This is a genomic window from Mesorhizobium sp. M5C.F.Ca.ET.164.01.1.1, from assembly GCF_004792125.1.
GTDB classification, from domain to species: Bacteria; Pseudomonadota; Alphaproteobacteria; order Rhizobiales; family Rhizobiaceae; genus Mesorhizobium; species Mesorhizobium wenxiniae.
This window is the reverse complement of the sequence record NZ_SRTG01000023.1, coordinates 1-12,082: the sequence shown is the minus strand read 5'-3', so window position 1 is coordinate 12,082 and position 12,082 is coordinate 1. Positions and strand designations below refer to the sequence as shown.

Annotated in this window: 7 protein-coding genes and 6 pseudogenes; 6 read left to right on the top strand and 7 right to left on the bottom strand. The window is 56.8% G+C overall.

Features of this window, described 5'->3' with window-relative positions:
* Nucleotides 1–276 (top strand): 2OG-Fe(II) oxygenase family protein (locus EN807_RS31840; protein ID WP_135937889.1); only part of this gene is annotated, 276 nt, incomplete at its 5' end.
* Nucleotides 277–582: 306 nt separating this feature from the next.
* Here EN807_RS31840 and EN807_RS37090 read toward each other — a convergent pair.
* A pseudogene (locus EN807_RS37090) lies at nt 583–801 on the bottom strand (transposase domain-containing protein); the annotation flags it as partial.
* 262 nt (nt 802–1,063) lie between these two features.
* On the opposite strand from EN807_RS37090, the pseudogene EN807_RS31830 reads away from it, so the two are divergent.
* The 3 genes and pseudogenes from EN807_RS31830 (at nt 1,064) to istB (ending at nt 4,400) form a co-directional block, all read left to right on the top strand.
* Nucleotides 1,064–1,605, top strand: a pseudogene (locus EN807_RS31830) (transposase).
* A gap of 682 nt (nt 1,606–2,287) precedes the next feature.
* Nucleotides 2,288–3,549 (top strand): annotated as a pseudogene (istA, locus tag EN807_RS31825) (IS21 family transposase).
* Nucleotides 3,546–4,400: an IS21-like element helper ATPase IstB gene (gene istB, locus EN807_RS31820; RefSeq protein ID WP_135937887.1), complete on the top strand. Its 855-nt coding sequence runs from the start codon at nt 3,546–3,548 to the stop codon at nt 4,398–4,400. Before istA ends, istB begins: the two are co-directional and overlap by 4 nt.
* 174 nt (nt 4,401–4,574) lie before the next feature.
* On the opposite strand, the pseudogene EN807_RS31815 reads toward istB, so the two are convergent.
* The 6 genes and pseudogenes from EN807_RS31815 to EN807_RS31790 all read right to left on the bottom strand — a co-directional run.
* A pseudogene (locus EN807_RS31815) lies at nt 4,575–4,781 on the bottom strand (IS110 family transposase); the annotation flags it as partial.
* A 66-nt stretch (nt 4,782–4,847) separates the two neighbouring features.
* Nucleotides 4,848–5,057: pseudogene (locus EN807_RS31810) on the bottom strand (transposase); the annotation flags it as partial.
* A 116-nt stretch (nt 5,058–5,173) separates the two neighbouring features.
* Nucleotides 5,174–6,466, bottom strand: a complete 1,293-nt coding sequence (gene ectB / locus EN807_RS31805; RefSeq protein WP_135937890.1) for a diaminobutyrate--2-oxoglutarate transaminase — start codon at nt 6,464–6,466, stop codon at nt 5,174–5,176.
* Nucleotides 6,467–6,895: 429 nt separating this feature from the next.
* A complete protein-coding gene (locus tag EN807_RS31800) occupies nt 6,896–8,149 on the bottom strand; it encodes a serine hydroxymethyltransferase (RefSeq protein ID WP_135937886.1) in 1,254 nt (417 codons plus the stop codon).
* Nucleotides 8,150–8,185: 36 nt separating this feature from the next.
* The gene (locus EN807_RS31795) at nt 8,186–9,523 is read right to left on the bottom strand and encodes a hypothetical protein (protein ID WP_135937885.1); all 1,338 of its coding nucleotides are present in this window, start codon (nt 9,521–9,523) and stop codon (nt 8,186–8,188) included.
* Nucleotides 9,524–9,560: 37 nt separating this feature from the next.
* Nucleotides 9,561–10,313: an amino acid racemase gene (locus EN807_RS31790; protein ID WP_135937884.1), complete on the bottom strand. Its 753-nt coding sequence runs from the start codon at nt 10,311–10,313 to the stop codon at nt 9,561–9,563.
* A 728-nt stretch (nt 10,314–11,041) separates the two neighbouring features.
* Here EN807_RS31790 and EN807_RS37085 point away from each other — a divergent pair.
* Together EN807_RS37085 and EN807_RS31780 are read left to right on the top strand one after the other, a co-directional pair.
* Nucleotides 11,042–11,503 (top strand): group II intron maturase-specific domain-containing protein, encoded by a 462-nt coding sequence (locus EN807_RS37085; RefSeq protein ID WP_246684488.1) that lies wholly within the window; start codon nt 11,042–11,044, stop codon nt 11,501–11,503.
* 193 nt (nt 11,504–11,696) lie between these two features.
* A pseudogene (locus EN807_RS31780) lies at nt 11,697–11,968 on the top strand (transposase); the annotation flags it as partial.
* Between the last annotated feature and the right edge of the window lie 114 nt (nt 11,969–12,082).

Below are 12,082 nucleotides of genomic sequence, written 5' to 3'. Positions count from 1 at the left end.
ATTCCGATCCACGGCACGTTCGTAATCAACATTGGCGATCTGATTCAGCGGCTCACGAACAATCTCTACCTGGCGAACATGCACCGCGTGGTGAATAGCTCGGGCCGCGAGCGATACTCAATGCCGTTCTTTATTGATGCCGATTTCAACGCGATCATCGAACCATTGCCCTCGTGTGTTACGGACAGCAACCCGCTTCGCTATAAGCCGGTGACTTGCGGCGAGCACAAATTCGGGCGCTTTGCAGCAAGTTACATTCACTTGGCCAAAGCGTGATGAGAGCGGACAGGCACTTACTCACGTGCCACTGCCTGCCGGGCTTCATTCCGGAGAACTACGGCCATCCATAGCCCTTAGCGACCCTGTGGTCATCCCGCGCCAGTGGACGTGATCAGACCGAACGCGAGAAGCTCGCTCCCACGAATGCGAGACGATCACGCTGCCGCCTGGTCCTTCCCGTGTGAGCCGCGCCGCTTTGCTGGGCCGCCTGTTGCCGATGATCCCGTTTGAGAAGTTTACCCAGCATTAACCGTTAAACCGGCAGAGCGAGCACCATCACTGCAAGCGCGAAGCTCAGGCCGTTCAGCGTTGGTAGTTCCAGGTCATGAGGGCATCGATGCCGCTGTTTGGCCAGCCGTTGGCGATGCGCTCGAGGGTCTGGGTGAGCCAGGCGTGCGGACCAACCTGATTCATCTTGGCGGTTTATGCCGCACGCCGAACTATGCCGAGCGGGCGCGTTTCCTCCCACGTTCTTCCCGACTTAGCCGCTGCAGGACCGGCATAGAGGTCTCTCCGTCGCGATTCGCGCGAAGGAGAGGACACATGAACTCGAATGAGTACCTGCAAAGCAGCACGCTGTATCGGAAGCTGATTCACGGCCCCCATGGCAAGTTTCACAGGTTTACGCGGTCGTGTCCCACCGCGTGGTGTAGCTCGGCGGTAGCGAAGCCGCTGGCGAGCGCGCCCTCAACAGCGCTGTAGCGAGCGAGCGGCTTCGCGGCGGTCATCGATGTTCTTCGGTAGGTTTGGGTCGCTGACACAACCTGATTCGAAGGAACCACCGATGACCAACGACATGACGAACCTGCGCACGCTCGTAGAGAAGACCCCCGACGCCGATATCCTGCGCGAGATGATCGGCTTTGCCGCCGAGCGGCTGATGGAACTGGAGGTGGGCGCCGCCACCGGCGCGGCCCATGGCGAGAAGAACCCGCTGCGGCTTGTCCAGCGCAACGGCTACCGCGACAAAGACTGGGAGACGCGGGCCGGCACCATCGAGCTGCGCATCCCCAAGCTCAGGAAGGGCTCTTACTTCCCGAGCTTCCTGGAGCCGCGGCGCATGGCCGAGAAGGCGCTGACCGCCGTCATCCATCGTGCCAAGCTCCACTCGACCAATCCATCGAGCGCCTCAACGGCGAGATCAAGCGCAGGACCGAGGTCGTCGGCATCTTCCCCAATGACGACGCCATCGTCCGTCTCGTCGGCGCCTTGCTGCTCGAACAGAACGATGAATGGGCCGTGCAGCGGGCCCGCTACATGACGCTTGAGACCATCAGCCAGATGAGCGATGATCCGCTTATCAGCCTGCCGGCAGTGGCGCGCTGATCAGTCCGGCCCATGCCGGAGAGCACGGCGTCCAAGCCGTCAGCTACACCACGCCAGTGGGCACGATCGTTTACGCGGCCAGATTATCGCACGAAGGCTTCGGTCGTCGCTGCATCTGGCGATCGCGCAGCCTGTTTCGAGACCTGATGGATGGCACGTTGGCAACGGGCACGATCCCCGGGATTTAGGCGAAGCCCACGTTGAGCAGTACCTTGAGCACCGCTCGAAGCACTGGAGCATCAACGCGGGGAACCGGGCAGCTCTCCGGCGCTTGCCTGAGGTTCGCGCTTACGTTCGACGTCTCGCACTCGCCGGGCCGTCAATTTCTCGTCAGCTAGATCCCTGAGAGCCTGAGATTCGGTCCGGAAAGTTTATTCGGTCGTCTAATCGCAGAGCGAAATGCAAGCCCAAATTGATATAGAGGTATCGTTTGCCGGGAGCACGGTCGTCTTCGCGGTCGACATGAAGCCGTCGCCTGATGGGCTTCGCGAGCGATGAGCCTTCCAAGATTTCAAACGCTATCGCGGGTGTCATCGGGCAATGAATATTCCCTGATTGTGGGCATCGAAAATTCCCTAGTTGGCGCTGCTGCCGCCAGGTTCCGGGACGCGTCCCGGAACTGGCGGCTTTCGCTCCGGCGTCGATAGTCCGTCCCGATTTGATCGGAATCGGAGCGTCGCTGGTGGTCCAACTTGGAGAACTTCTGATGATATTGGATCTACACCGTCAGGGCCTGTCCGTGACCGCAATCGCCCGGCGAACGGGCCGCGATCCCAAGACGGTCCGCAAATACATCGAGCGCGGGCTCGAACTCCCCGCCTATCGCCCGCGACAGGCGGGGCGGCCAAACAAGATCGCGCCCTTTGTCGACTATCTGCGCGAACGGGTCTCGGCCTTTCCCGATTTGAGCGCTGTCCGCCTGACGCGCGAGATTCGTGAGCGCGGCTATGACGGCGCCTACACCGCCGTGAAGCGCTTCGTGGCCGCGATCCGACCGCAGGAGCAGGTGCGCCCCTTCGAGGTGCGGTTCGAGACCCCGGCCGGATATCAAGCACAGGTCGACTTCGCGCGCTTCGTCACCGCGTTCACCGACGCGCCGGGCGTGATACGCATTGTCTGGCTGTTCTCGCTTGTGCTTGGCCACTCGCGTTACATCTTCGCCCGCTACGCATGCACCAGGACCTGCAGACGTTGCTGCGCTGTCATATGCAGGCTTTCGACGCAATAGGAGGAGTGCCGATCGAGATTCTCTACGACAGGATGAAGACGGCGGTGACCGGCGAAGATAACGAAGGCCACATCATCTACAATCGCTCGCTGCTGGCGCTGGCCAAGCACTTTGGCTTCCAGCCCAGAGCCTGCCGGCCGTATCGCGCCAAAACCAAGGGCAAAGTCGAGCGACCATTCCGCTATATCCGCGAGGACTTCTTCCTGGCCCGCAGCTTCCGCAATCTCGACGACCTGAATGAGCAATTGCAAGATTGGCTCGACACCGTCGCCAATGCTCGCCTGCACGGCACCACGCAACGCATCGTCAGTGAAGCCTTCGCGGCAGAGCAGCCGGAACTTCAACCTCTCCCGGCAGTTCCCTTCGACGCGCTTCTCAAGCTGGAGCGTCGCGTCAGCCATGATGGTCTCGTCTCGATCGGCGGCAACTACTATAGCGTTCCCGATCGCACCCGGCGCCTTGTCGAGGTTCACCAGCTTGCCGACTGCATCCGCATCCTGGACGAAGGCCGGCTGGTCGCCAGCCATCCTGTGCTCGAGGGGCGCCGCCAATATCGGATCGATCCTGCTCATCGTCAGGGGGCAGTTCGCCACGCGGCGAGGAAGAGCGCCCCGGATATCATTGTCGGTCGTCTCGGCGACCATGTCGCCCGGCGCTCGCTCGACTTCTATCAGGCCGTCGCCGAGCGACTGGCCGTCGCGGGGAGCCGGTCATGACCATGCACGCATCCACGATCGACAGCATCAGGAAGAGCCTGGTCGGGCTGCGTATGCCGCGGGCGCTCGAAGTGCTTGACGTGACCCTGCGGCGCATCGAGCAGGGCGAGATCGACGGCATCCAGGCCTTCGACGAACTTCTGATGGAAGAACTAACCCTGCGCGAAAGTCGGCGCATCAAGGCTGCTCTGATGATGGCGCGCCTGACCACCATCAAGACGCTCGCCGGCTTCGACTTCGCTTTCCAGCCATCGCTCGATAAAAACCGCATCATGGCGCTGGCCGAACTGAAGTTCATCGAGCGGGCGGAGGTAGTCCATCTTCTCGGCCCGCCCGGCACCGGCAAGAGCCATCTGGCAACCGCGCTCGCCGTCGAAGCCGTCAAGGCCGCAAAGAGCGTCTACTTCTCAACGCTCGCCGACATTATCGCCTCGCTCGCCAAGGCCGAGCGCGAGGGGCAGCTGCGCGAGCGTATCCGCTATCTATGCCGCGCCTCGCTGCTCGTCGTCGACGAAATCGGCTATCTCCCGGTCGTGCCCGGCGGCGGCAATCTGTTCTTCCAGCTCGTCAACGCCCGCTATGAAAAGGGCGCCATGATCCTCACTTCAAACCGAGGATTTGCCGAATGGGGCGAGGTCTTCGGGGACCCTGTCGTCGCAACCGCACTTCTTGATCGCCTGCTTCACCACGCCGTCGTTATCCAGATCGAGGGATCAAGCTACCGCCTTCGACAGCACGCCGATCTCGTCCCCGAGCACGTTCGATCAAAAGCACATATCAACCCGCCTCCGCCGCCGAAAAAACGCGGCCGGCGCCCAGGAGTGAAATCCGACGATCAAGATGCCGGCTGATCACCGGGCCACTTCACCTGTCAGGTAGGGAAAATTGGATGCCTACGTTCGCGGAGACTTCGGTGCCCATTGACACGCGGGCGTTGTGACGCCAACGGTGCAACTGAGACAGCGGAATAACTCGGCCCACGGACGTCTCGTTACGCCTCGGACGGGCGTATTCTTCCTTGTGGATCAGGCCATGGCGGCTTCTTCCCGGTTGAACAACTGGTTTTTCAGCATCGCATGCATGATGACGGCCAACTTGCGGGCGACGGCGACAGCTACCCGCTTGAAGCCGATCTTCCCGCGCAGTTTCAGCCTCCATATGTGCAGGCTGCTGCCAGCCCGGCTGCGCGTCAGGATCACGACTGCGGCCGGCATGATCGCGCGAATACCTGCTCACGATCAAATGAAATGACCGCTCACCATCGCGTGAAATGGCTGATCACAATCAGCGGAATGCGCAGGCAGGCCCTTCGGCACGGCCCGCCATTGGCAGCCCGCACAAAAAGCAGGCCCGCTGAGAACCTCGCGCACATCGATCTCACGCCTGCGACCGCCGCGCTTGGCAGGCGGAATCAAAGGCCGACCAGCCCCCATTCCGCGTCCGTCAAATCGCTCGGATAGCGCAAGACCATCTCGATTGTATTTCCCACGGTTCGCCTTCGTCCACATCGCTTCCATGCCCTCATCCAATCAACTCAACTGCACGGAAATCACAAGCGATTCATATCATGAAACTTCTTTGTGGACCGACATTGCAACTATCTTTACCTCTCAAGCTGCCGCGTTCACTGCGCTGCGATCACGCTATCGATAGCGTCCTCGAGGATGTCGAGGCCCTGGCTAAGCTGATCCTCTCCAATGACGAGAGGTGGCAGACACTTCACGACCTCGTCATTGGGACCAGCGGTCTCGACAATTAGGCCCCTCTGGAAAGCGACCCTGACGACCTGACCGGCAACCTCGCCGGACTTCAGATCGATGCCCCGCATCATGCCACGACCTTTGGCTGACGCTTGGCTTGGGTCAGACTTCCGCGCGATCCGATCAAGCCGAGTTTTCAGCAAATTGCCTTTCTCCCTGACGGACGCTGCCAACGTGTCCGTTCGCCAGAAGTGCTCTAGGGCTGCACGGGCGGTAACGAAAGCATGGCAATTGCCGCGAAACGTTCCATTGTGCTCTCCCGGCTCCCACTTGTCGAGTTTTCGATCAATAAGGACGAGGGCCATAGGCAGCCCATATCCCGATATCGATTTGGCCATTGTGACGATGTCCGGACGGAGGCTCGCTGCTTCGAAGCTGAAGAATGAATCAGTCCGGCCAACACCCGCCTGAATATCATCCACGATTAGCAAAGCTCCGTGTCTGTGCGCAATGGCTGCTACTTTGCGCAGCCATGCCATCCCGGCAACATTGAGGCCGCCTTCGCCCTGAACTGTCTCGACAATCACCGCCGCCGGGGCGTCCACTCCGCTGGACGGATCCGAGAGGAGGCGATCAAGGTAATCGGCAGTGTCCACAGCGGATCCAAGATAGCCGTCATACGGCAGTCGCGCGACGCCGCCGAGCAACTGGCCGGCGGCTGCGCGGTGGTATCGGTTGCCAGTGCAGGAGAGAGCGCCAAGGCTCGCGCCATGAAAGCCATTGGTGAAGGCTATAACGTTGGACCGACCAGTGATCTTGCGCGCTAACTTGAGGGCAGCCTCCACCGCGTTAGTGCCGGTCGGGCCGGGAAACTGTACGACGTAATCTAGCTGTCGCGGTCTAAGGATCGTCTCGTGAAATTCTCGCAGAAAAGACTCCTTGGCTTCGTTATACAGATCGAGGCCATGAGTGATGCCGTCACTGGCAATGTAGTCGGCGAGAGCGGACTTCAGCTCAGGGGGATTGTGACCATAGTTTAGACTTGAGCACCCCATCAGAAAATCGAGATAGGCCGTACCATCGCGTGCAAACAACTGGGCCCCCCGTGCCTTCACGAAAACTACGGGAAAGCTACGGGCGTAGCTGCGCACTTCAGACTCAAGATAGTTGAAGATCGCGAATTCCTCCTGGCGATCTGGTGCGCTTTGGATAACCATCTTTGCTTCCTTCATGCTAATATGGTTGGGCAGACCCGGCAGGACTACCCGCAGGGCTAATGAAGCGTGCGATTAGGCACTCGCAAATGGCCTTTTCGCAGCCGATCATCCATCTACTTGTCATCGTCAGACCGAAGCTGCGGCGCCGCCTCACCACGCCGGCCCGGCGGCGAAATCGCCAGCGGCACGAACCAAGTGCAGTCGCACCGCCAGGAGGCGCCGCTCCGGTATTTACGATGCCAGCCTGTAAGCAGTAAGCACGATAGCCCGTAGCGCCGCCGTTCCGATCCCGCTTCCGACCCCAATTCGTGAGATGACTGCAGCGCGTGACATGAGGCATGTCCTAAAGGCAAGCGCCAAATCAAGGCACAGTATTCGCGGAGGAGGACGCGCTACTTCATCAACTTCTACTCGACGGTTTTTCTCCCACTACGCCACCCACTTCTCGTTGAACAATGGAAGTCCCTGTGTGTTTTGCTTAACAAACGATCTCAGTTCCGCCACTCTTTCACTATTACTCAGAGATATGACAACCTTTGCAATCATTACCCCAAGCTCAAAAAATTGCTCATCATCAAACCCTCGTGTTGTCAGCGCAGCACTACCGATTCTCAGTCCACCTGCCTTAGATGACGGAAGCGTGTCAAATGGGATCGGATTTTTATTCGCTACAACCTGAGCTGCCAGCAACGATTTTTCGATTTCGTTGCCGCTCGTACCACACCTCAGCAAATTAAGAAGCAGTAGATGTGAGGAAGTCCCGCCAGAAACAAGTGTAGCACCTGCCGAAAGCAGGCCTCGCTCCAACGCCTTCGCATTTCTCAAAACAGCTTTTGCATACTCCTGAAACCGAGCCGTCTGTACTTCGGCGAGTAAAGCCGCCCGCGACGCAATCAAGTCCATTTTTGGTGCGCCCTGCAAGCCCGGAAATATTGCTCTGTCAACTTTTTTTGCTAAACTATTTTTACACATGATCAATCCGCCGCCACGTGGTCCTCGCAGGGTTTTATGTGTGGAAGTCGTAACTATGTCGGCGTGAGGGAAAGGAGAGGGGATTGCGCGTCCCGCTACAAGACCTGCGGTATGTGCTAAATCCACCCATAGAAGTGCGTCAACCTCTCGTGCGATCTGATGCATTATCTCATAATCAATCAATCGCGGATACGATGAACCCCCACAGATGATTGCTGCAGGTCGATTTTCGAGCGCAACTGATCGCACCTCATCATAGTCCAGTTGTTCATCGGTCTCTGAAACTCCGTAGAAGCCCCATCGAAAATTTTGGCCGCTCGCATGAAAAGGGGCGCCGTGGCTTAGGTGACCGCCGTCCTGAAGCCGCATTGCGATTAGTCCGTCGGGTGGCCGAAAAAGCTCATTCATTATCGCGAAATTGGCAATGGTAGCACTCATGGCCTGAACATTCGCGTGTTCGCAACCAAAAGCAGATTTTGCTCTCTCGATCGCCAAGTTTTCTAGTTGGTCAGCATATTCGCAACCTGACACACACCGCTTGCCCGGGTAACCCTCCGCATTCTTGTCGGCAAATATGCTTCCTTCAAACCCTCTGATGGCAGGAGAGGAATAATTTTCAGAGGCGACCAAGCTTATCTGGGATAATTGCCGATTTTCCTCCAAACGCACAAGGTTGCTAACTTCGATATCCACGGCTGATGTATCTCTCATTATGGTTCCATTTATAATTTCATGTTCAGAGGAAATTCAATACATCCCCTCGGCCAATTTAATGATGTCGCATTCTATGCCTTGAACATCTCTTAGATCGTTTCCGACGATTACGAAGTCAAACGGGCCGTTGTCTTCATAGCCCTCCACCATCACAACTGCTCCACGTTTGACAGACGAATTGTAGTGCAGTTTCCGTTCTTCAAGCAGATCAACAAGATCGGGAAACCGAATGCCGATAGGGACGGCGTTTCGCGACAAGACAACGCGCTCTCCGTTTTTGATATCGAATTCCAATCCTAAGGAATTTGATACGGCCCTTACCGAAGAGAAACCTCCGTGTCGTCCGTTTACTTCACATGCAAAGAAGCCGACCTCTTTGGTCTTAACAATATCAACGCTGAACGGGCCACAATATCCAGATTTGTGGGCATAATCACCAAGGTTTTGACACCACGCCAGAACGTTTTTTGGTATTTCGTCAACAAGAGATTTATCCCAATATGCGCCGCCGTACCCTGGATTGAATAGGATTGACGCGACGCCCACAAGTTCTACTCTGTTTATGCCAATGTCGAAATGTACACCTACCGAAGACTCATTTTCGTTATATGCCTCTACGACAACAGGCTCTTTCTCCGTCGCAATCAACCCTATTTCATGAACCCCTGCACGTATCGAGTTGACATCAATCTCGCGAATACACACTGCGCGCGTCGCGCCTTGGAAAGATCTTTCGATGCTCTTCGAGATGACGAAGTTGCCATCACCACCTGAATGACGAGCCACCTTCAGAATTACCTTATCGGAAACTGACAGGGCTCTATAAGCTGCATCCACCACTCCTTGAGTGCTTACACAGACACTGCCACTTGCAATCGGCACGCCGAGATTGGGCGCAAACTCACGAAATTTTGCCTTGTCATTAAAACGACGAGTTACTTCAGGACTTGCCCGAACGGTCTGGTTTGAAAACGTTACCGGGACGTCTCCCAAAAATTTTGCTATGCAAATAGATACTTCGTCCGCGATATAAGGCTCCAGGCACGAAACGCGGTCCGAATCTAACAGACTCAGTGATTTGGACAAAATACTGCCCGCCTTGAGGTCTTTTTTCGAGATGGGTAAAGGACGCTTAGTTGGCGTTGAGTAAGTCGCGAGCGCCACAATGTTGGCACCCCCCTTTAGTGCGTTAACATAGTGTAAAAATTGGCGCGTTACAGGCGTCGGGGTGACAAGGATATCGTCGTTCTTGGCTAGCCAAATCATTCGTTTGGCTCCTGCCGCATTTGTTTGCAAATATCTGTCCGACAGCAAGTTAACTGATGGAGCCATCTCGTCAGAGCCGACATTTCCTAGGATTACTGCGGTCATTGGTTGCTACCTGTCCATAAATTGGGAAGTGAAGTAATTATGTCAGCCACCATTCAATGCAAGCGTCAGCGAGAATATTAATTGGGTTAATAATGTCGTTACCGTCGCCGATATCTCCAGAAATAGCTGACAATTCGCTGCAAGCTAGTATTATGATCTCCGGCTCAAAGGATCGTGCGAATTTAATAACTCGTGTTAGATTGGTTTGTGCGTCAACTATATTGCCGCGCTTTACGTCCGCGATGACTTTGGCAGTCTCACCCTGAAGTTCTTTTAGGCTGCGGGAAAAGTCTTTTCCGAAGCCGTTTTCGTTAGGCCGAACGTAAAGGGGGTTTTGCATAGATGCGCTTGTGCCCAGGGCAATTGAGCGAAGATTGTGTATTTCTCCGCCACGCGAGTCCTTTATCGCTCGCCTCGTGATCTCAACCATATTTATTAATTTCACTGACAGCGCTTGTTTAATTTCTGAGGCCCAGAAATGCGCAGTATTGCAGGGGACGGCGATTGCTCCGCATCCAGCTTTTTCTAGCCAATACGCGCGTTCCAAAATTTGCCAACAGGGCGCGTCACTTCCGATTGAAATTGCTTGCGACCGATCTGAGATACTGGGAACCGATAAAGCAATGAACGGGATGTGATCTTGGTCTCTTTCAACTCGGCTTTTTCGAGCTAGTACCTCCAAGAATTTTGCAGTTGCAAAGCTTCCCATTCCGCCGACCACTCCGAGTGGTTTTCGATGTCCAAGTAGCCCGGAAGATTGGGAATTTTGTCGCGGGATGACATCGATCATCGAAAACTCCTATCGTAAAGGTTTATGCCACCGATCATACGTGAGGCGGGCACCCGCGGTCGTTCCGTTTGCGTGTTGTCAGTAGCCCACATATTTTCGACCTGCTGCTCCGCTGCCGTGGGCGGCACGCCCGGCGTCGCTGAAACTATAACAACGCGGACCCGCCTAGTTTCTCAGAGGTTGTTGACGCGTGATGAACGCCTCAAAAATCGTGCCAGCTTTGCAGCAAGGGCCTTGGATAAAGTTTTGACAGTAACATCAGGTACTTTAGCCAGCGTGCAGTACGAAGCTGGGCCACACCGCTATGTCACAGGCGCGACAAACCCGACAGGGTGATGGCCGGGTAGAGACAGCGGTCGTGGTCGAGTAGCTCAGCCATTCGGCTTTCGCCCTCACAGATCGACCGGTGACCGGCGGGTGACACGGTTGGTCGGGCAATTCCTGAAGGCCGGAGTCCTATTGGAGGAACAGTTTCTTTCGCACCGAGGTCGGAACCCCTCAAGGCGGGATCATCTCGCCACTGCTCGCTAATATCGCGCTCAGCGCGATCGAAGAGCGGTACGAACGGTGGACCTATCACCGCACCAAGACCCAAGCTCGTCGTAAGAGCAATGGGGTGAAGGCAGCAAAGAGTGCACGGGACACCGATTGAATCGCCGGTCGGCGTGTGTTCTTACCCGTGCGCTATGCCGATGACTTCGTGGTCCTGGTCTCGGGAACGCGGGAGGATGCTATCGCAGAGAAAATCGGCGCTGGCGGAATACCTTCACCGGACCATGGGTCTCGAGCTGTCGCCGGAGAAGACGAAAGTGACGGCCATGACGGAAGGGTTCGAGTTCCTCGGATTCCGCTTCGGCATGCATTGGGATAGGCGCTACGGCTACTGGCCCACGCGTCGAAATCCACAAGGCGAAAGCCGCCAACCTGCGTCGAAAACTCAAGCAACTGACAAAGCGCATAGTATCTCCGTCAGTCTTGGCAATAAGCTTCGGGAGATCAATCCCCTCCTGCGCGGATGGGCGAACTACTACCGCTACTGTGTGGGTGCAGGCCGTGTATTCGTCAACCTTGACTGGTATATTGGTTCGTACTGCTGGCTGCGTAAGAAACGCCCTAAAAGCAGGGGTGCGAGAACTGTGGGGCTCCAAACAGCCCAGCAGTCGCTGCCCCACAAGACGGCTCTGGCGTGACGGCCCTGTTGAGCAATACCTACTTGGCTGGACACCCGTTGGCCGGTACCGACTAGCATGGATGGGAACGCCTGACTTTGCCATGTCTTCTGGAGAGACGGATGCGTAACGAAAGGCGCACGTCCGGTTCGGCGAGAGGTGATGTGAAACCTGCCGTCGAAAGGCGGCAAGGCGCGCATCGCCTGCTCTACCCACCTACCTGAAGGTGCGTCGCGGCGGGCGAATCGTCTCGGTCGCCGCATCGTCGCTGTCGGCGTCAACGCGAACGGCCGGCGCGAGGTGCTGGGCATGGAGGTCGGCACCTCTGAGGCCGAGCCGATCTGGACGGAGTTTCTGCGCAAGCTGACCCGGCGCGGCCTGCGCGGCGTCAAGCTCGTCGTCTCCGATGCCCATGAAGGCATCAAGACGGCCGTCACCAAGGTGCTGTGCGCTACCTGGCAGCGCTGCCGCGTGGGGCTGTTGAGAAAGCCGGTTTTTCAACATTTGTTCCGAGACAACGCTGGTCTTGGTGTCAGAACTGCCGAACGCCCTCGTCAGGTCTCGTCAGGTCTCGTCAACGAGGTTCAGAGGGTGCATCAA

What these genes read in the sequence shown, in the direction of transcription:
- ectB (WP_135937890.1), bottom strand. Translation starts at nt 6,466, where the DNA reads ATGGTTATCCAAAGCGCACCAGATCGCCAGGAGGAATTCGCGATCTTC.
- EN807_RS31790 (WP_135937884.1), bottom strand. Translation starts at nt 10,313, where the DNA reads ATGATCGATGTCATCCCGCGACAAAATTCCCAATCTTCCGGGCTACTT.
- EN807_RS31800 (WP_135937886.1), bottom strand. Translation starts at nt 8,149, where the DNA reads ATGAGAGATACATCAGCCGTGGATATCGAAGTTAGCAACCTTGTGCGT.
- EN807_RS37085 (WP_246684488.1), top strand. Translation starts at nt 11,042, where the DNA reads ATGCTATCGCAGAGAAAATCGGCGCTGGCGGAATACCTTCACCGGACC.
- istB (WP_135937887.1), top strand. Translation starts at nt 3,546, where the DNA reads ATGACCATGCACGCATCCACGATCGACAGCATCAGGAAGAGCCTGGTC.
- EN807_RS31795 (WP_135937885.1), bottom strand. Translation starts at nt 9,523, where the DNA reads ATGACCGCAGTAATCCTAGGAAATGTCGGCTCTGACGAGATGGCTCCA.